18 protein-coding genes and 2 pseudogenes are annotated in these 17,806 nt (G+C 69.4%); 9 read left to right on the top strand and 11 right to left on the bottom strand.

Features of this window, described 5'->3' with window-relative positions; translation table 11 throughout:
* Positions 1-280 precede the first annotated feature (280 nt).
* The gene (locus AB0K34_RS07300) at positions 281-1,030 is read left to right on the top strand and encodes a hypothetical protein (protein ID WP_301174100.1); all 750 of its coding nucleotides are present in this window, start codon (positions 281-283) and stop codon (positions 1,028-1,030) included.
* A gap of 435 nt (positions 1,031-1,465) precedes the next feature.
* Here the strand turns inward: AB0K34_RS07300 and AB0K34_RS07295 are convergent, their stop codons facing one another.
* A complete protein-coding gene (locus AB0K34_RS07295) occupies positions 1,466-2,311 on the bottom strand; it encodes a universal stress protein (RefSeq protein ID WP_138632374.1) in 846 nt (281 codons plus the stop codon).
* Positions 2,312-3,023: 712 nt separating this feature from the next.
* Between AB0K34_RS07295 and AB0K34_RS07290 the strand changes: the two genes are divergently transcribed.
* The 6 genes from AB0K34_RS07290 to AB0K34_RS07265 are packed head-to-tail and all read left to right on the top strand — an operon-like array spanning position 3,024 to position 8,070.
* Positions 3,024-3,506, top strand: a complete 483-nt coding sequence (locus tag AB0K34_RS07290) for a cyclic nucleotide-binding domain-containing protein (RefSeq protein ID WP_205719041.1) — start codon at positions 3,024-3,026, stop codon at positions 3,504-3,506.
* Complete coding sequence (locus AB0K34_RS07285) at positions 3,503-4,375, top strand: FAD/NAD(P)-binding protein (protein ID WP_138632371.1); 873 nt, start codon at positions 3,503-3,505, stop codon at positions 4,373-4,375. The genes AB0K34_RS07290 and AB0K34_RS07285 overlap by 4 nt, the downstream gene beginning before the upstream one ends.
* Before the next feature lie 2 nt (positions 4,376-4,377).
* A complete protein-coding gene (locus tag AB0K34_RS07280) occupies positions 4,378-5,157 on the top strand; it encodes an oxidoreductase (RefSeq protein ID WP_138632369.1) in 780 nt (259 codons plus the stop codon).
* A 20-nt stretch (positions 5,158-5,177) separates the two neighbouring features.
* The gene (locus tag AB0K34_RS07275; RefSeq protein WP_364546263.1) at positions 5,178-6,449 is read left to right on the top strand and encodes a nickel-dependent hydrogenase large subunit; all 1,272 of its coding nucleotides are present in this window, start codon (positions 5,178-5,180) and stop codon (positions 6,447-6,449) included.
* Positions 6,446-6,946 carry a hydrogenase maturation protease gene (locus AB0K34_RS07270; RefSeq protein ID WP_138632366.1) on the top strand — a complete coding sequence of 167 codons (501 nt, stop codon included), beginning with the start codon at positions 6,446-6,448 and terminating at the stop codon, positions 6,944-6,946. Before AB0K34_RS07275 ends, AB0K34_RS07270 begins: the two co-directional genes overlap by 4 nt.
* Positions 6,943-8,070 carry a 4Fe-4S dicluster domain-containing protein gene (locus AB0K34_RS07265; protein ID WP_138632363.1) on the top strand — a complete coding sequence of 376 codons (1,128 nt, stop codon included), beginning with the start codon at positions 6,943-6,945 and terminating at the stop codon, positions 8,068-8,070. Before AB0K34_RS07270 ends, AB0K34_RS07265 begins: the two co-directional genes overlap by 4 nt.
* 296 nt (positions 8,071-8,366) lie before the next feature.
* Here AB0K34_RS07265 and AB0K34_RS07260 read toward each other — a convergent pair.
* The 6 genes and pseudogenes from AB0K34_RS07260 to AB0K34_RS07235 form a co-directional block, all read right to left on the bottom strand.
* Positions 8,367-8,675 (bottom strand): annotated as a pseudogene (locus tag AB0K34_RS07260) (hypothetical protein); the annotation flags it as partial.
* Positions 8,608-9,522: a universal stress protein gene (locus AB0K34_RS07255; RefSeq protein WP_138632360.1), complete on the bottom strand. Its 915-nt coding sequence runs from the start codon at positions 9,520-9,522 to the stop codon at positions 8,608-8,610. The pseudogene AB0K34_RS07260 and the gene AB0K34_RS07255, both read right to left, overlap by 68 nt.
* 214 nt (positions 9,523-9,736) lie before the next feature.
* A pseudogene (locus tag AB0K34_RS07250) lies at positions 9,737-9,868 on the bottom strand (DUF1722 domain-containing protein); the annotation flags it as partial.
* Positions 9,869-10,011: 143 nt separating this feature from the next.
* Positions 10,012-10,413 (bottom strand): sigma-70 family RNA polymerase sigma factor, encoded by a 402-nt coding sequence (locus tag AB0K34_RS07245; RefSeq protein ID WP_240807048.1) that lies wholly within the window; start codon positions 10,411-10,413, stop codon positions 10,012-10,014.
* Between the two features lie 241 nt (positions 10,414-10,654).
* Positions 10,655-10,885: a DUF2945 domain-containing protein gene (locus AB0K34_RS07240; RefSeq protein WP_138632357.1), complete on the bottom strand. Its 231-nt coding sequence runs from the start codon at positions 10,883-10,885 to the stop codon at positions 10,655-10,657.
* 215 nt (positions 10,886-11,100) lie between these two features.
* Positions 11,101-12,315 (bottom strand): NAD(P)/FAD-dependent oxidoreductase, encoded by a 1,215-nt coding sequence (locus AB0K34_RS07235; RefSeq protein WP_138632354.1) that lies wholly within the window; start codon positions 12,313-12,315, stop codon positions 11,101-11,103.
* Positions 12,316-12,489: 174 nt separating this feature from the next.
* On the opposite strand from AB0K34_RS07235, the gene AB0K34_RS07230 reads away from it, so the two are divergent.
* Positions 12,490-12,786 carry a hypothetical protein gene (locus tag AB0K34_RS07230; RefSeq protein ID WP_138632351.1) on the top strand — a complete coding sequence of 99 codons (297 nt, stop codon included), beginning with the start codon at positions 12,490-12,492 and terminating at the stop codon, positions 12,784-12,786.
* Between the two features lie 482 nt (positions 12,787-13,268).
* Complete coding sequence (locus AB0K34_RS07225) at positions 13,269-13,475, top strand: hypothetical protein (RefSeq protein WP_138632349.1); 207 nt, start codon at positions 13,269-13,271, stop codon at positions 13,473-13,475.
* A 328-nt stretch (positions 13,476-13,803) separates the two neighbouring features.
* Here the strand turns inward: AB0K34_RS07225 and AB0K34_RS07220 are convergent, their stop codons facing one another.
* The 4 genes from AB0K34_RS07220 to AB0K34_RS07205 form a co-directional block, all read right to left on the bottom strand.
* Positions 13,804-14,055: a DUF1876 domain-containing protein gene (locus tag AB0K34_RS07220; RefSeq protein ID WP_138632346.1), complete on the bottom strand. Its 252-nt coding sequence runs from the start codon at positions 14,053-14,055 to the stop codon at positions 13,804-13,806.
* A gap of 283 nt (positions 14,056-14,338) precedes the next feature.
* Positions 14,339-14,527 (bottom strand): hypothetical protein, encoded by a 189-nt coding sequence (locus tag AB0K34_RS07215; protein ID WP_364546257.1) that lies wholly within the window; start codon positions 14,525-14,527, stop codon positions 14,339-14,341.
* A gap of 10 nt (positions 14,528-14,537) precedes the next feature.
* Positions 14,538-15,962, bottom strand: a complete 1,425-nt coding sequence (locus AB0K34_RS07210; RefSeq protein WP_171068783.1) for a DUF1254 domain-containing protein — start codon at positions 15,960-15,962, stop codon at positions 14,538-14,540.
* A 196-nt stretch (positions 15,963-16,158) separates the two neighbouring features.
* The gene (locus AB0K34_RS07205) at positions 16,159-17,751 is read right to left on the bottom strand and encodes a DUF1214 domain-containing protein (protein ID WP_205719040.1); all 1,593 of its coding nucleotides are present in this window, start codon (positions 17,749-17,751) and stop codon (positions 16,159-16,161) included.
* Positions 17,752-17,806 lie beyond the last annotated feature (55 nt).

The following is a 17,806-nucleotide window of genomic DNA, read 5'->3' as shown; positions in this document are numbered from 1 at the left end:
AAATCTATGAAGCCGCAAGCCCACCTTGCCCTGTTGCAGGTTGCCCAGACCAGACCTGGGTATCGTTCGGTCGCCGACATCGCCTAACCCACCATTACCGGGAACGATGCCGTTCAGTCAATTACGAATACGAACTATGATCTCATGCACATCGGAAGAACGGATGTCAAACTCGAACCCAACAGGAAACTCCAAGAAGAATCGGACCCCTGATCGATGGTGGCAGCGACCGGCCTTCAAATGGATCGCTACCGCGATCATCACTCCAATATTGGTCGGCGTGGGCGCGTGGAGCATCCAAAAAGGCATCAACTCCTACGGAAATCGACCAAGGGGAAATCCTGTCACCGTCGAACTGGCCCGCGTCCAGCGCAGTGAGGGCGAACAGGCGGGAGATTGGGTATTTCGCCAGCCGATGCAGCTTACCGATGCTGAACTCTCAGCACTCAATCAGATGCACAAGCAGTCGGCTACCCCTACCGACGCCGAGGAGGCATGGTTTCGCCGAAACGGCGGCGTGGACCCTAATGTCTCGATCATCAAACTCGTGCTCCGAGGAAATAGAAGTGATCCGGTCAGGGTTGTCGATATGACAGCACTGGCGCAGTGCACCGAACCACTGACAGGCACACTCTTCCTCGACCCCACCGCAGGTGCAGAGGAGAGCACGCGAGTAGAATTCGACCTGGACACTCCAAGTCCGCATGCTAAATTCGTAACCGACGATGGCACGATGCAAGGGGATTATTTCAGGGAAAATTCCATATCACTCAAGCGTGGCGAGACGATCGCGCTTGAAATTGCAGCTCGGACCGTGCGCCACTACTGTTCCTTCACCTTGAAGATGGATGTCGTGGCCGATTCCAAGACAAGCAGCGTACACATCGGAGACCAAAGACGACCCTACGTCGTAAGCGCCGTCAATCCGGACCCGAAAGCCTACAAGGAGCTCTATATCGCTGGACTGGCAGATCCGCCGGACTATCCAATCCGATGGCGCCAGGCAGATCCCAGGACATATCACTCCTAAAGCTGGCAGCCACCTTCTGCCCGATCATGTCCGATCGCTGTCGGCTCGCTCATCTCCGATTTCATGCCTGCGCCCGCACCCAGTCCGCTCACGGCTGTCCTTGGCCACCTGGCCAGGTCGCCCGCTCTGGACGTGCCGTGCTGGCGGGGTAAGTTCCGCAACTCAAGGCGCCGCTCGGAGGTGCCCCAGGTCGAAGTCGACCTCAAGACCAGCGGACTGGCGGCGGGAACCGTTGTTGCGGCCCCTGGCCCTGACCGCACCGCTGGACTTTCAAGGAGGCTCCACATGGACAAGGACGGCATCGAGTTGGACGTCGTCCCGGGCGACAGGGCCGTTGTGTCACCGTGACCGCTTGTGCGATAGCACAGTTACGCCGCGCATCCCTCATTGCTGTGCTTGAGCACGGTGGCGGTGTTCCGGATGCTGTGAGCCGGGTCAGGTGGAGGGGATGACGGCGACCGGGCATTGGGCGTGGTGGATGACGCCGTGGGCGATCGAGCCGAGTTGGGGCGCGGTCCAGTGGCGTTGGTGGGCGCCGACGACGAGAACGCGCGCGTTGGCGGAGGCGTTGGACAGCGCGGTCACCGGATGCTCCAGGATGATCTCGTCGACGACGTCCACGCGCGGATACCTGGTACGCAGCGGCTGGTAGGTCTCGGTGACCTCGGTGCGCAGATCGAGTTCGATCTGCTCGGCATCGATCGCGAGGCCGGCGTCGATGATGCCGAGCGTCTGCCAGGCGTGCAGGACGCGCAGCCGGGCGTCCCGCAGCGCCGCGGCCTCGAAGGCGTAGTCCAGGACGGGGCCGACGTCCCGCAGGAGGTCGATGCCGACGACGACCTCGCCGCGGTCGGCGGCGTCCCCGTGCACGATCACGACCGGGACGGTGGGGCGCGCGGCCATGCGCAGGCTCGTGGAGCCGAGGAGCATGCTGGCGAACCCGCCGCGGCCCCGGCTGCCGAGCACCAGCTCGAACGCCTTGTCCGACTGGGCGTGCAGGGCCTGCGGGATCTCCTCGGCGACCAGGGCGGTCGTGACCTTCAGAGCGGGCCACTGCTCCTTGACGCGTTCGCGGGTCGCGGTCAGCAGCCGGTGCCCGACGCGGGTCATCCGTTCGGTGGTTTCGGCCGGCATGAACGCCGGCGCCTTGTAAGGCCAGCTCTCCAGCACGTGGACGATGTGCAGGGGACGTTCGCGCAGCACGGCTTCGGCCGCGGCCCAGCGCACGGCGCGGTCCGACTCCTCGGAGCCGTCGATGCCGACGACGATCGGCTCGGACATCGTGTTCTCCTTCGGCTGTCGACTCCCGTCTCCAGGCTCTTTCCCAGCCGCGCGTGATCCTAGAGTCAAGAGTCCCTGCTCGGACGGTCTTTGTGCCCGGTGCCGAAGAGTCCCCGTCCCTGGGAGCACCGGTCCTGGGTGGAAGGCGTGGAGGTCCGGGCTTCGATGGAACGGCGAGTGCTCTTCGCGCGGGGCCGGACGGCAGGGGCGCCCGCCGGCGACCTGATCTGGCTACCGGTGACGGTGCCGACACTCGTCCCGGCGGTCTGGTTGGGCCGTGGCCTGTTTCACAGCCGCTTCCACACCTGCAGGTTCCACCGCTTGCACGGTGCGGAGCCGTATCGCCATGATCGACCACTAGCGTCCATCCCCAACCGTCAGCCGTCTACCCGTAGGTGGGATTGCTCAGGCCGTGGTTCAGCGAGGAGCCACTGCGGGTACTGGACCGATGCCGTAGCAGGTGGGTACGTGGCATGGCCGTCGCGAGGGGGGACTGCGACGGCCCGGCCACAAGTGCTGATGAAACGGCCGTGAGGGCGGCGTTGTGGCTCTGCGTCGGGGCCGGTTCCGCATCGGCTCGACCCGTGCAGCGTGTCCATGATCCGTCACCGCGCCCTGCGCGAACTGTGGATCGTCGGCACGGCCGCATGTCCCGCATCGGTTCTCGACCATGGCCCCGGTGTGAACCCTTTCTCAGAGGAGGTCGGGCCAGTTGGAGGAGACGAAGCCCGTCACGGCCGGCGCGCTGGCCGAAGAGCGCTTCTTCGCCGGGATGGCCGAGCCGCACCGCGCCGCGTTGGCGGCCACCGCCGACGCCGTCGCCGCCCCGGCCGGACACCGCTTCTTCGAGGAGGGTGATCCTGCCCAGCGGTTCTGGCTGCTCCGCTCTGGCAAGGTCGCGCTGGATCTGCAGGTGCCCGGCCGCGGCGCGGTGGTGGTGGAGACCTTGCCGGCCTCGTCGATGCTGGGGTGGTCGTGGCTGTTCCCGCCGCACCGCTGGAGGTTCGGTGCGGTCGCCGCTGCGCCGGTGACGGCCTTCCGATTCGATGGCCGGCGGGTGCGGGAGCTGTGCGCCGCCGACCTCCGCCTCGGCTACGACCTTCTCCTGCGCTTCGGGGCCGTGATGCTGGACCGGCTGATGGCCACCAGGGTCCGGATGCTGGACCTGTACGCGCACCCGGAGGAACTCCGATGACCCCCGCCGCCGTGCACAGCCCCATGGCGCCCGTCCCGTACCGGGTGACGGACCGCCACGCTGAGACGGCGGACACGGTCACGCTGGCGCTGGAGCCCGTCGAGGCGGCCGTCTCCGAGCCCGTTCCCGGCCAGTTCACCATGATGTACGTGTTCGGCATCGGTGAGGTGCCGATCTCGGTCAGCCGCGTCGGGCCGTTCGAGGAGGTTCGGAGTCCCTCCACCCCGCGGGGAAGCGGGCCGGTACTGGAGCAGACCGTCCGCGCCGTCGGCGCCGTCACCCGCGCCGTGTGCGGGACGCGGCCGGGGCGGATCATCGGGCTGCGCGGACCGTTCGGCACCGGCTGGAGGCTGGACGAGGCACGGGGACGCGATCTGGTGCTCGCCGCCGGCGGGATCGGGCTGGCCCCGCTGCGGCCGGTGGTGCTGCGCGCCCTGGCCGACCGGAGCGCCTTCGGCCGGATCTCGATCCTGATCGGTGCGCGCACCCCGGATGAACTGCTGTTCGCCGGTGAACTCGACATGTGGCGGGCGAACGGCGCCCAGGTCGAGGTCACGGTCGACCGGCCGACCCCCGGCTGGGCCGGTCACGTCGGCCTGATCACAGCGCTGGTGGGCGCCGCCGAGATCGATCCGGCCCACGCCACGGCGTTCATCTGCGGGCCGGAGGTGATGATGCGCGTCACCGCCGAGGCGCTCATCGGGCTGGGGATGCGCCCTGCCGACGTCCGGCTGTCTCTGGAGCGCAATATGCGCTGCGGGCTCGGCTGGTGCGGGCACTGCCAGCTCGGGCCGCTGCTGCTCTGCCGCGACGGGCCCGTCCTGCCGTACGAGCGCGCGGTGCCGCTCCTGACCGTCAGGGAGCTGTAGCCATGAGACGACCGACCCTGGCCGTGTGGAAGTTCGCCTCCTGCGACGGCTGCCAGCTGACCCTTCTGGACTGCGAGGACGAGCTGCTCACCCTCACCGGGCGGATCGAGATCGCACACTTCCTGGAGGCGACCGCCGCCGCCGGGGACGGCCCGTACGACGTCTCCCTGGTCGAAGGATCGATCACGACGCCGGCCGACCTCGACCGCATCCAGCACGTTCGGGCGGTGTCGGGCAAGCTGATCACGATCGGGGCATGCGCGACCGCCGGAGGCGTCCAGGCACTGCGTGACTTCGCGGACGTCGAGGAGTTCGCCTCCGTGGTCTACGCACGTCCCGAGTACATCGCCACGCTCGCGCGGTCCACGCCCATCGCGGCGCACGTACCGGTGGACTTCGAACTGCGGGGGTGCCCGATCGACCGGCGCCAGCTCATCGAGGTGCTGGCGGCCCACCTGACCGGACGCAGGCCCGACGTACCCGGCCACAGCGTCTGCTTCGAATGCAAGAGCCGCGGGAACGTGTGCGTCATGGTCGCGCACGGCACCCCGTGCCTCGGGCCCGTCACCCACGCGGGGTGCGGCGCGATCTGCCCGGCGTACGGGCGGGGCTGCTACGGCTGCTTCGGCCCCTCCCCCGCCTGGAGCGGCACTCGTCCCAACACCCGCGGGCTGCTGCCGTGGCTCGACATGACCGAGGACGAGACGCACCGGGTGCTCTCGACCTTCAACGTCTCTGCGTTCCGCGAGGAGCAGCGGCCCGGGGAGGGGGCGGAGGATTGACGCACCGCAATGACCGGACATTGAAGGTCGGGGCCCTCGCCCGGGTCGAGGGCGAGGGCGCCATGTACGTCCGGGCGCGCGGCCGGGCCGTCGAGGAGGTCCGGCTCGACATCTACGAGCCGCCGCGGTTCTTCGAGGCGTTCCTGCGCGGCCGCGCCCACACCGAACCGCCGGACATCACCGCCAGGATCTGCGGCATCTGCCCCATCGCCTACCAGATGAGCGCGTGCCAGGCCATCGAGGCAGCCTGCGGAGTCACAGTCGGCGGCCCCCTCAGCGAGCTGCGCCGACTGCTGTACTGCGGTGAGTGGATCGAGAGCCACGCCCTGCACATCTACCTGCTGCACGCGCCCGACTTCCTCGGCTACCCGGGCGCGGTGGAGCTGGCCCGCGACCACCGCGCCGTCGTCGAGCGGGGCCTGCGGCTGAAGAAGGCGGGCAACACGCTGCTGGAAGTGCTGGGGGGCCGGGCGATCCATCCGGTGAACGTCCGTGTCGGCGGCTTCCACCGGACGTCGGCACGCCCCGAACTGGCCCCGCTCGCCGAGTTGCTCCGCCAAGCCCGCGACGACGCGCTCGCCACCGTGGAATGGGCGGCGGATTTCGAGTTCCCCGACTTCGCCCATGACCACGAATACCTCGCCCTGTCCACCGGACGGTACCCGCTGGAGAGCGGCGTCCTGCGCAGCAGCGCGGGACGCTCCTTCTCCGCCGCGGAGTTCGAGCGGAACATCGTCGAGGAGCAGGTCCCCCACTCGACCGCCCTGCACGCCCGCTTCACCGACGGCGGCCCGTACCTCACCGGCCCGCTCGCCCGCTACTCCCTCAACCGCGACCGGCTGTCGCCCCTCGCGCTGGAGGCCGCGGACCGGGCCGGACTCGGCATCGAATGCCGCAACCCGTTCCGCAGCATCCTGGTCCGTGCGGTCGAGATCGTCTACGCGGTGGACGAGGCGCTACGGATCATCACCGCCTATGAGCCGCCGCCCCGCCCGGCCGTGCCGGTGCCGCCCCGGGAGGGGACCGGACACGGCGTCACCGAGGCGCCGCGCGGCGTCCTCTACCACCGCTACGACCTCGGCCCGGACGGCCTGATCCGGGCCGCGCGGATCGTCCCGCCGACGTCCCAGAACCAGGCCGCCATCGAGGACGACCTGCGCCGGTTCGTCGCGGCCCACCTGCATCTCGACGACCACGCACTGACCCATCAGTGCGAGCAGGCGATCCGCAACTACGCCCCCTGCATCTCCTGCTCCACCCACTTCCTCGATCTCACCGTGGAGCGGTCATGACCGTCGTCATCGGCGTGGGCAACGACTTCCGCCGCGACGACGGTGCCGGGCCGGCGGTGATCGAGGCGCTCCGGGGCAGGGTGCGGGCGACTCTCGCGGTGACCGACGGCGAGCCGGCCCGCCTCATCGGACTGTGGGCGGGCGCCGACCTGGCGATCGTCGTCGACGCGGTTCACGCCGAGCCGCCCGTTCCCGGGCGGATCCACGACCTCGGCGCGGAGACGGCGGCTCTGGCCGCGCGCTCCGTCACCGGTCACGCGCTCGGGCTCGCCGATGCCGTCGCGCTCGGGCTCGCCGTCGGCCACATGCCCGCCCGCCTGCGCGTCCTGGCGATCGAGGGGCTCGATTTCGGCTTCGGCCGCGGACTGAGCCCCGGGGTGGCGGCCGCTGTCACCGCCGTCGCCGACCGGCTGGCCGTCGCACTGGCACCCGGCGGGAAGGAGCCGGCCGGATCGACCGCCGGACACCCGCGCTGGAAGGAGGACCACTCGCCATGAACACACTGGAACTGACCGACCTCAGTCTTCTCCATGCCGCGCTCCGCCGAGCCGGGTACACCGTCATCGGCCCGACCGTCCGCGACGACGCCATCGTCCTGGCGGAACTGGACTCGGTCGAACACCTGCCGTACGGATGGGGCGTCCGGCTGAGCCCCGGCGGTTACCGGCTGCGCCGCAGGGGGGACGGCGCCGCTTTCGCTCACGCTGCCGGGCCCCAGTCCTGGAAACCCTTCCTGCACCGGTCAAGAGTCAAGCTGTGGGAGGCGCGCCGGACCGAGGACGGCTTCGAGGCCGAGGACCACGCACCCGACCCGGCCCGCTTGGCACTGCTCGGTGTCCGGCCGTGCGATCTGCGCGCCATCGCCGTCCAAGACCGCGTCCTGATGGGCGGCCGCCACGTCGACCCGTCCTATGCGGGACGGCGCCGGGACGCCCTCATCATCGCCGTCAACTGCACCGAGCCCGGTGAGACCTGCTTTTGCGTCTCCATGGGCACCGGCCCGGAAGCGGGCCCCGGATACGATCTCGCGTTCACCGAACTGATCGGCGAGGACGGGCCGCGGTACATCGTGGACGTGGGCACCGAGGCGGGCGCCCTCATCATGGACGACCTGCGCGCAGGACCCGCGAAGCCCGCCGACGTGGACCGGGCCCGTGCGGAGGTGACGGCCGCCGCCGACCGGATGGGCCGGGAGATGCCCGCCCTGGGCCTTCGCGACCTGATGGCGGGCAGCCTGGACGCGGCTCGCTGGGACGATGTCGCCGAACGCTGCCTGAGCTGCGGCAACTGCACCATGGTGTGCCCGACCTGCTTCTGCACCAGAGTGACCGACACCACCGACCTCACCGGCGACCACGCCGAGCGCTGGCAGCTCTGGGACTCCTGCTTCGACCCGGACTTCTCCCACCTGCACGGGGGCGACGTCCGGGCGTCCGCGAAGAGCCGCTACCGGCAGTGGCTCACCCACAAGCTCGGCACCTGGCACGACCAGTTCGGCTCCTCCGGCTGCGTGGGCTGCGGCCGCTGCATCGTCTGGTGCCCGGTCGGCATCGACCTCACCGTCGAGGTGGCCGCGCTGCGCGCCGAAACCGCCGACCCCGCGGCGGACACCACGGGGTGAGGTAGGCGGCGCTTCCCGGGGGGTCTTCCGGCGCGGGCACCGCCGACGGCAGCGCATGGACGAGACGCTCGGTGGTCGAACGCGCTGGCAGGACGGTCACAAGGCTCCCTGCCCAACCTCCCGCCGACGGGCTTACGGCAACCGTCCTCCTGCACCATGTTCCAGGTCACTGGCGACGGCGTCATGGACCATCGGCTCCTCGACCAGGGCGTCCCGCCATGACGGCAACGCCGCCAGATGATTCCGGCCTGGGCGAGCAGGGCGCGGACGCGGTCGGGCCGATCGGGTTCGGGCCGGTCGGTGAACTCGGCGACGGCGGCGACGAGTCGTGATCCTTTGAGGGTGTTCAGATCGAAGTAATGGGGGTCGCCGGCGCAGTCGTGCGCCTGCTTGGGCAGGCTCACGGGCAGCCGTGTCCCGCCGTCCGGCAGCGGCCACAGGTGGAAGGCCGAGATCCCGTCGTTCACCGTTCTCACGGCAACTCCCTGGTACGCCCCGCTGACAATCACCTGCGTGCGGATGCGGCATGGGCGAGTGCTAGCCGTGGGAGTTGCGGGGTGCGTGGACGACCGCCACCGGGCAGGGCGCGTGCCGTACAAGGGCATAGCTGACCGATCCGAGCAGGAGGCCGCGGAAGCCGCCCAGCCCCCGCGAGCCGACGACGAGCAGACGCGCGCCCTGCGCCGCATTCAGCAGTACTTCACGCGGATGGCCGACCAGGACCTCGGCCTGCGCGTCCACTCCCGGGTGAAGGTCCCGCAACGGGGCCGTCAACTGCTCCAGCCGTGCCGTGGCCGCCTCCCGCATGCCGGTCTCGTCGACCAGCGGCGGAAGATCCTTCAACGGCGCCGGCTCCCAGGCCGCCACCGCGTGCAGGGACAGTCCGTGCAGTTCGGCCTCGGCGAACGCCGTCGCCAGCGCGGCCTGGGATGCCGGTGAACCGTCCACGCCGACCACGGCACGGCCCGGCTCCGTCCCCGGCTGCCGGTCCAGGGCGTCCCTGGCGATCACCACGGGACACGAGGCATGCGCGACCACTTGAGCGCTGACCGACCCGAGCAGCAGGCCGGTGAACCCGCCGAGGCCCCGCGGCCCCAGCACGATCAGGGCGGCGTTCCTTCCGGCTTCGATCATTTTCGCAGCCGACTGCCCGCGTTCGAGGACGCCCTGGACCGGCACATCGGGCGCCTGCTTCCGGACGTGCTCGACTCCACCGTCCAGCATCTGCTGCGCCAAGGGCTCCAGGTTCACCACCGCCATGGCCATCGAGCCTCCGATGAAGGCCTCCCACGCGTGGATCACGGTCAGGGGCAGGCCGCGGGCCCGGGCCTCGTCCGCGGCCCAGTCCAGGGCGCGGATGCCGTTCTGCGAACCGTCGTACCCCACCACGACACCGTTGATCGCGCTTGCATCCATGTTCTCCCCCACGTCCCCGGACTCGATCGGATCCATACATCCCCAGGCTTGTCTCCGGTTCCCCTGCCTTGCAGCTCTGAAGTCGGCCACTGCCGCCGTCAACGGCCAGGAACTCGAACACACCACCTCGCCGATTCATCCGGCGTCGACGCGGGACGAACGGTTGCGCGCGCGATGACAACGTTCCTGGATACGGCGTCCATCCAGAGCGGGCGCTGAGGGCGGTAGTCAGAGAACGAACCACGTGTTCGCCGAGGCCGATCTCGATCTCCGGGCAGGCGGGCAGGCAGTCGACGTGGCCGGCGCGGGGTCTGGTCAGGAACCGGTCGCGGCTGCAGCCGCCGTTGTACGCGACGGGCGCGCCCAGCAGGCAACCTGGCACGCCAGCCGGGGACGCGGACGGCCCCCGGCGCCGGACCGGGCGGCGGTTTGAAGACGTCACAGCAGATCCCTCAACCGCCGCAGCCCGCGGGTGGTTCATGCCTTGACGGTGCCGAGCGGGGTCGCCAGTCGGTCGGCGATCTCTCACTGGGTCAGTTGTCCGAAGTGAGCGAGCACGATCGCCTGCCGCTGCGGGGCCGGCAGTCCGGCGAGCGCGTCGCAGGCGGCGTCCACGGCGGAGGTGGCGTCGGGCACGCCGATGGTGTCCTCGAGCGGCACCGAGCGCCGGGAGTGCCGCGCTTCGACCCGCAGCTGGTCGATGGCCCGTCTCCGGGCGAAGGCCAGGACCCACGGCTCAAGGCCGCGTGCCGGGTCGAAGCGCCCGAGTGATCGCCAGACCTCCAGGAAGACCAACCGGACGACGTCGTCCACAGCATGGTCGGGTACAAGCCTTCCCGCACGGCGACGGACCAGAGGGCCGAGCGCGGCATAGCACTCGTTCAGCGCCGCCTCACTGCCTTGCGCGAGCCGCTGCTCCAGTGTCATGCGGTCCCGATGCCCATGGAAACCGATTCAGAACTCGTTCATGGGCAAGGCGCAGAGAAGCCGTGGCAGGGCAGTGCAATGCGAACGAACCTTGCACCGAACGCCAGGCGAGCGGGGACCCGTCAGTTGGGTGACGACTTCGGAGAAGGCCATCACCGGAGGTGGCGTGCACCAGCTGCCGATCCCTCGGCCGCCGTGTTCACGGCCTTGCCGAACTCGGCTGCCGCCTCCTCGTCGGCGCTTAGTTGGAGCCCTTGCGTTTGCGGAGCGCCGAGCCCTTGTGGACGGCCTTCTTGCCGCTCTTTTCGCTCCGCACTACATACTGCGGTTCCTCAGGTGAGGCCGCGACGGTGCGGCCGACCTCCTCACGACGGTCGGTGACCTTCTTCTCCACCCAGCCCTCGGGCGTAGAGCCGTGGCTGCGCCATGTGACCTTGTCGCCCACGGCGGGTTCCTTCTTCTTGTCTTCCATGTGCGTCGCTCTACCCGTCCCCGGGCGCGGCAGTCACCACGAAAGACCTGGTCAACAAGGGCTTGAGATGCTCCAGAATCCGCTGCCGAACGCTTTGAGTTCGCCTTTGACACCCATTCGTGGCTGACCTTCACCGTCGCCGATCCGTCCACGGTCGCACCGTCGCCCGCAGGAGGTTGCGGCGCTTGCGCGATAGCCGGACCCCGGTGGACGGCTCAGGTCAGGTCGGCCAGGATGGCTTCAGCGGCTCGCCGTCCCGATACCAGGGCGCCCTGGATGGACCCGGTATCGCGGTGATCGCCGCAGATGTACCGGCCGGTGCGCAACCGGACCGGACGCCGCAGCGGCAGAGGCGGCGGCATCGCCGGAAGGGCGGCCTCGACCCGGTACGAGGCGATGTGCCGCCAGTCTGCGGTGTCGCCGTAGATCTCGGTCAGCCGGTCACGCACCAGCGCCTCGCCGGTGTCGATGCCGAGCACGGACGTCGAGATGAGCGCGCGGTCGTCTGGGGAGTACTCGGGTGCTGCGTCGGTCAGGACGAGCGTGTCGGTGATGATCCCTTCGGCGTCCAGGATTTGGACGGGCTCCTTCAGCGGAGATTCGGGGGCCACGTGGTAGAAGGTCGTGACCGGACGCATCACCGGTGCCTCGATCTCGGGTTCGAGTTCGGCGGCGCCGGCCGGGTCGGCTGCGATGACCACGGTGCCGGCGTCGATCCCCTCGCCGCTGCCGGTCTCCACTCCCTCGTCGGTGATCCGCCGGACGGGCGTGCCGAGCGACACCGCCCCGTCCGGGAGCCGGGCGGCGAGTTGCTCCGGTACCCGGCCCATTCCCCGCGCGGGGACACAGATGGTGCCGCGCGCGAAGGACCGCCAGATCAGATGGAAGAAGCGGCTGGAGGTCTCCAGCTCGCGCTCCAGCAGCACCCCGGCCAAGAACGGGCGCAGCAGCTTCTCGATCATCTCCTCCGAGATGCCCCAGTGGCGGAGCTCCTCGCTCGTGTCGCGTTCGGCACCGTCACGGACCCAGGACCCCGGGACGGCCAGGTCGCGAGCGGTCATCGCCGCCAGCGCGGCCTTGTCCCGGACGGACCCCACGTCGGCGAGGGCGCCGCTCAGCGCGTGCTCGGGATGCCTCCACGGCAGCATCACGCGTTCGCGCCCTCCCTCATGGAAGACCAGCAGCCCGGAAGCGAACGACCGCAGGTCCAGGGCCTTGAGGTCAAGAACGCGCCGGGCCTCCGGGTAGGCGGTGTTGAAGACCTGGAAACCTCGGTCCAGGCGGAAGCCCTCCACGACATCCGTGCGCATCCGGCCGCCGACTCCGTCCGACGCCTCCAGCACCCGCACCGGCATACCGGCCCGGTGCAGCCGCACCGCACAGGCCAGCCCGGACAGACCCGCCCCCACGACGATCACGCCATCGGACATTCGCCCCCGCTTTCCTTTGTGGCCGCGATCCGTCCGTCACCATGCCCGCGATAAACGCCTCTACCCCGGCCGCCGGAGGCGGTGCCATCGGATTGTGCATGGTGGGCAAAATCTACTTGGGTCGCGCTTGTGCAGGTAAGAGGGGGGTACGGGCGGATCGACCAAGGGGGAGAAATGATCAACACACTGCACAAGATGGGCATCCGGTCCAATTTCATGTACACGGCGGGCATCGCCTCGGTCGGCCTGGCTTTCGCCTCCTGGGCGGCGTCCAAGCGACTTGAGGACGCGGGGCTGGAGCGCGCCGACCGCTGGGGCATCTTCGTCGGTGAATGGGCCCCGACCTTCTTCGCCATGGGCATCGCCCTTCGGATGGAGGAAACGCGGGATCAGGCCGCACGCGAGGCATCCGGGCGGCAGATCTCTTCGGACGAAAGGGTTTCCGCATCGCAATCCGCCACCATGCGGTGAATCGCGGCGAGCCCCACCCGGCCGCGCCTTCATGGACCGTGTCACCGATTGGCCGCCCGGTTCCGAAGAACGGTGCAGGACCTTTCGGACAACGATGGAGGAACGGTGTACTCCCGCCATCGTGTGCACGGTCCACGTGGCGGGCGTTGATGGCGGCGAGCGGTCCGGTCGTCGTGATCGGAGCGGGTCTGTCCAGGCTGTCGGCGGCGATCCACCTCGCGACGCGGGACCGTGCACAACCAGCGCCGGTACCACTTGTAGGAGGACGAGTGGGCTCGGTACGACGATCAGTGTTCCACCTCGTGAGCGGCTTGAGCACAGCCGCCGTCCGAGTGGCGGCGTCCTCAGAAGCTAGCGGCTACCCTCCTCTTCAGCCGTGCCCACCAGCGCCGGAAGCAGACGCCCGGCACATCGCGCCGTGACCTTGGCCCCTCGCTCAATCGGGAATTCGTCCTCCGCCGGCCTGCTCCGAGAGCCTGTTCATGACCGTCGAGGAGCCCGGCCGGGGCGGCATGGGCGTGCGCTGGAAGGCCTGGGGCCCGCCGAGGCCGGCAAACATCCTGGTCACCGACGGCGACTGCGCGCCGTCCTCACTGATTCCGGATCGGTCATTCTTCTTCCCTGGCCGGCCGGAGCGCCGTCTCTCCGGTGATCGGCGCCCCGCCGCCCTGGTTCAAAGCAGGCGCTGAGCCGGTTCCGCATTCGCCCATTCACACGCCGCCGCTCAACGGGCCCACCGGGCCTCCCCGGCGGTGGTCCGGGCGCATGGCCGGGATGGACGAGATCGACCGCATCCGGCGCATGCCCAGGGAGTCGGTCAACGATGTCGTACTGGCCGCAGCGACGCGCGGCTTTCGCGAACTGCTCGCCAGGTCCGCAAGCGTTCAGGGAAGCTCCCCTAGAGAGCCTTCGCGGTGCCCGCGTCGCGACGGCGGGCACCGCAAGAGGCGGGCCGCCGCGTCGCCCTCTCGGGCGGCCTAGCCGAGCCCGGTCCGGAATGTTCCCGTGAGCTCGGTTTCACACCGGCCCTGCGAGTTCGGCGATGTCCTCGCTGGCGAGCCCGTGCAGACGATCGGCGAGGTCCGCCAGCGCCCGGGCGACGGCCAGTTCGTCACCGATCTCCGGAATCCGGCGGTCGGCCGGGTTGCGGCGAGCGTGCCCGTGCCCAGTGGTCTTCTGGTCACGGCCGCTGAACAGCACCGCGCGCACGTCGGTGTCCGTGGCGTCCTCGCTGATGTAGAGCTCCACGCTCCACTCCTTGGTCTCCATGATGAACCTCCTCACCTGAACGCATCGGCCTCCATCTCCATCGTCGGCAGGTGCCGCCGACCGCCCCAGGGGCTAACGTCCCCCGCACGGGCGACCAACGCCCCGTCGAAGACCATGGCCGCAGACGAGCCCGCACGGCCCCGCCGCATCCTTCGAGTCCTGACGGCGCCAGAAGCACCCGATGGTCCTCGCCGACCGACCCGAAGGCCCTGTGCGGAATGCGCCCTCCTCCTCTGCCTCGGCGACGTCGCGCTTGCGCTGCCATCAGCCCTCGGCGGTGGCATTACGGAGCATCCTTTCTGCCCGGCGGGGTGACGCGCGAGAACGTCGAAACAGTGCTGGAGCGCCTGCTCACGGTCCCTTCGACGAGCCGCGTTCGGGCCGGCGTCCATCGCATCACACCGATGATCGGGAACGGGCTCAGCGCCACTCCGACGCCGTACGACAGCACCTGACCGATCGCCTCGCCCACGGCCTCCACCTCACGCCGGTTCGACCTCGCCCGGCCGCCAGCGCTGGTCGAACCAGCTTTCGAGCGGACCGTAGAGCCGCAGGACGACGAACCATCCCTTGCCGGGGACCGTCTGGATCCAATTCGTCTCTCTGCCCGGCGGCGCGGTCGGGCCGAAGTGGACGACCGTGTCGCCGCCGTCCTCGGCCCGCACGGCGTCCGAGAGGCTGTTCACGCTCGGGTAGGGGTCGTCGGTGCGCAGCAGCGACCGGGTCTGGGGGTCGTAGACGTCGACGGCCCAGAAGTCCTTCGCCGGGATGTCCTTGGGTAGGGTGAGCGTGTAGCTCTTCCCGCCGTCGAGCCAGGCGCCGGCGGAGTCCTCTGCCGTGTAGGCGTACTGCGATCCGGCCCCGACCGCCGCCGTCGCCATCGCCGGCGTGACCACGATCGCCGCGTGATGGTACATGGCGCGGGCGTCCAGCAGGCGCGCACCCTGCGGCGAGAGGAACTCGTGGCTCCCCGAGGGGAACATGTTCTTCCACGAACTGCCCGGGTAGTAATAGAAACTTGGGTCGCGAGGTTTGAAGGTCAGCGTCCGCACGAGGCCCGACCCGACCCGCGCCGCGGCGGCGAGGATCGAGCGCATCCGGTCGTCCGGCCCGAAGGGCTCGCCTGGCACGATGCCGATCGAGGCGAGTTGTCCCGCGCGCTCGGGGTCCAGTGCCTCGGGCGGTTCCTCCTGAACGATCTCGTCCACCTCCCCGAAGAACGAGAAGTCGTTGGCGGGGACCGTGTTGAAGACGGAGTCGGCGACGTTGACGAAGCGCTGCTCGGCCGGGTCGGCCGCGGCAGAGAGCGGGTACATCCGCGTCTTGAGGAGGCTCTCGACACCGCCCAGCGAGCGAAACGTCGCCCAGCAGGCGAAGGTCGGCGACCGCGAGGTGAAGTAGCCGTCCGGGACGTCGCCGTCATAGCCGGGGGGCAGGAAGAGGTACTTGCCTCCCCTGCCCTCGTCGGGTCCGGCGATCCCCATGTCGGCGACGTAGTGCTGCCAGAAGTCGCCGACAACGCTCAGCGAGCCCTCCGGCACCTCGATCACCGTCGGGCCGTCCCGATCGAGCGCCAGGAAGGCCAGCCCGTACGCGGTTTCGGTGTTCGCCGTGAGCAACAGGGGGGCCGAACCGCACCGCGGGGCCGTGTAGCCGATCGTGCGGGAGTCGATACCGAGGCTCCGCAGCCCGCGCCGCATGGCCACCATCGCGGCGCCGGGCAGGCAGTTGAGAAAGACCTCGATCCCCCGCAGCAGGTCGAGCCCGTCATAGCTCCGGATGACCGTGTCGGGCAGGGGCATGCCGTCGAAGAAGTCCATCGCGCCGAAGACCGTCTCCAGCCGATCCGGGACGCTGATCGACGCGAGGGTCTCAACTGATATGCCCGGGCTGGGCGCGTCGCTCATGTGAGGCACTGCGCTCCTCTCTACAGCAACTTCTCTGAGAGCTGCGTTCCAGTCGTTCTCGCGCTGACGTCCAACCGGACCTCCCGGCCGTCCCGCGTGCCCTCTAGGCACCGTGGATGCCGGTGTACGCCCAGCGGCTTCATGCTCCTGGCACCTCACCGTCCGGACCGTCACGTCTTCGGATCACCGCGCCGGGTCAGCCCACCGCCTCGACCTCACCCGGCCGCCAGGTCTTGTCGAAGAATGGCCGCAGGGGGCTGTACAACCGCAGGACCACGAACCATCCTCTGCCCGGCACGGTCTGGATCCAGTTGCCCTCCGGCACGCGGTCGGGCCAGTCGGGCCCGAAGTGCACCGTGGTCGTGCCATCCGCGGCGGCGGCCGCCGCCGGGGTCGGATAGTCCTGGCTGCCGGCCCGCGGGAAGCGTTGCGGCGTGGAGAGCATCGAGCGGGTCTGGTTGTCGTAGACGGTGCACGACCAGAAACGGGCAGCGGGAATGTCCGGCGGAAGCACCAAGCGGTAGTGCCGGCCTCCGTCGAGGGCGCGGTCCTGCCGGTCCGCGAACGCGAACAGGTACTGCGAGCCGATGTCGGGCAACGGTGCGGTGAACGCCGGGCTGATGCCCACGCCCAGATACCACCACCAGGTCCGCAGGTTGAGCTTGCGGGCGCCGTCGCTCGCACGGAGTTCGAGGCCGCAGTCGGTGATGTCCGGGGGCGGGGTCATGAAATCGTGGCCGGACACCAGCAGGCCGTTGATCCACTGGGAGGGCGCACCGTAGAAATGCGCCCCCTCAGCCGGGCGGGGGCGGCAGGCGAGGGTACGGGCCGTGGCGTTCCCCACCGCGGCCGCTTCGGCGAGGATCTTCCGCATTCGCGGATCCGGCTGGAAGGGACGGCCCTTCGCGATCCCGATCGCGGCCAGGGCACCGGCGATCTCGGCATCGAGCGCCTCGGCCGGCTGATCGTGCACGAGCTCGCTCGCGAAGTCGAAGTACGTCGCGTCGGAGGGTGGGACCGTGTTCACGGGGAACCCGGTGCCCTCGACGAAGCGCGGCGGGTCGGGCCTGCGGAGCGCGGCGGTCCACGTTTGGGCGGTCCACGGCGGCGGAGGGGCCGTGCCCCCTGTGACGATCTCCCCGATGCTGGTCCCGAAGAACCCGGGGACGTAGCGGTGGATGCGCAGCCCCTCCTTGATGCGCTGGACCGCCGGCTTCGGGTCGTCGCCCTCCAGGAACGCTCGCCCGCCCAGAAGGAGCCGCGTGGTACGGGTTGGCCGTATGAAGAAGCCGCCCTCCGGAAGAGGACCCTCGTAACCGGGCGGCACGAAGAGGTACCTGCCGCCTGCCCCGCGGTCCGGCCCGGCCATGCCGGGGTCGGCGACCCAGCGGTACCACATGTCATTGACAAAACAGAGGGAGAGAGGCGGCATTTCCACCACCAGCGGCCCCTCAGTCAGGTCAAGAAATGTCACAAAATAGACGGTGTCCGCATTCCCTGTCAGCACGAGCGTCTCGGGATCCATGAACTCCGAGAAGAGCAGGACGTCGTGGTCTCTGACCCCGGCCTCAAGGAAGCCCCTGCGCGCCGCCCACATGCTGACCCCGGAGTACGCGTCGAGGAACCCCCGGACGGCGTGCATGTGGTCCAGATGGTCGTAGACGCGGTCGGCGGTCTCTTCGGTGGGCCTCCCCAGCGGGAACTCCAGAGTGCCCAGATGCGTCTCTACCCGCTCGGGCGTCGAGAGCGACTCCATGACCTGAGGCGAGATCCGCTCGGCTTGCTGCAAGGCATCGCTCCGTCTCTTTGGAGAGGTCACCTCTCGACCACGAGCCGTACCTGCC

It is taken from the genome of Actinomadura sp. NPDC049382 (assembly GCF_040677125.1).
GTDB classification, from domain to species: Bacteria; Actinomycetota; Actinomycetes; order Streptosporangiales; family Streptosporangiaceae; genus Spirillospora; species Spirillospora geliboluensis.
This window is presented reverse-complemented; position numbering and strand designations above follow the sequence as displayed.

Bases quoted from the DNA above. Each gene is read 5' to 3' on its own strand.
- AB0K34_RS07295 (WP_138632374.1), bottom strand. From the start codon at position 2,311: ATGTCCGAGCCGATCGTCGTCGGCATCGACGGCTCCGAGGAGTCGGAC.
- AB0K34_RS07285 (WP_138632371.1), top strand. From the start codon at position 3,503: ATGACCCCCGCCGCCGTGCACAGCCCCATGGCGCCCGTCCCGTACCGG.
- AB0K34_RS07280 (WP_138632369.1), top strand. From the start codon at position 4,378: ATGAGACGACCGACCCTGGCCGTGTGGAAGTTCGCCTCCTGCGACGGC.
- AB0K34_RS07270 (WP_138632366.1), top strand. From the start codon at position 6,446: ATGACCGTCGTCATCGGCGTGGGCAACGACTTCCGCCGCGACGACGGT.
- AB0K34_RS07265 (WP_138632363.1), top strand. From the start codon at position 6,943: ATGAACACACTGGAACTGACCGACCTCAGTCTTCTCCATGCCGCGCTC.
- AB0K34_RS07255 (WP_138632360.1), bottom strand. From the start codon at position 9,522: ATGGATCCGATCGAGTCCGGGGACGTGGGGGAGAACATGGATGCAAGC.
- AB0K34_RS07245 (WP_240807048.1), bottom strand. From the start codon at position 10,413: ATGACACTGGAGCAGCGGCTCGCGCAAGGCAGTGAGGCGGCGCTGAAC.
- AB0K34_RS07240 (WP_138632357.1), bottom strand. From the start codon at position 10,885: ATGGAAGACAAGAAGAAGGAACCCGCCGTGGGCGACAAGGTCACATGG.
- AB0K34_RS07235 (WP_138632354.1), bottom strand. From the start codon at position 12,315: ATGTCCGATGGCGTGATCGTCGTGGGGGCGGGTCTGTCCGGGCTGGCC.
- AB0K34_RS07230 (WP_138632351.1), top strand. From the start codon at position 12,490: ATGATCAACACACTGCACAAGATGGGCATCCGGTCCAATTTCATGTAC.
- AB0K34_RS07225 (WP_138632349.1), top strand. From the start codon at position 13,269: ATGACCGTCGAGGAGCCCGGCCGGGGCGGCATGGGCGTGCGCTGGAAG.
- AB0K34_RS07220 (WP_138632346.1), bottom strand. From the start codon at position 14,055: ATGGAGACCAAGGAGTGGAGCGTGGAGCTCTACATCAGCGAGGACGCC.
- AB0K34_RS07210 (WP_171068783.1), bottom strand. From the start codon at position 15,962: ATGAGCGACGCGCCCAGCCCGGGCATATCAGTTGAGACCCTCGCGTCG.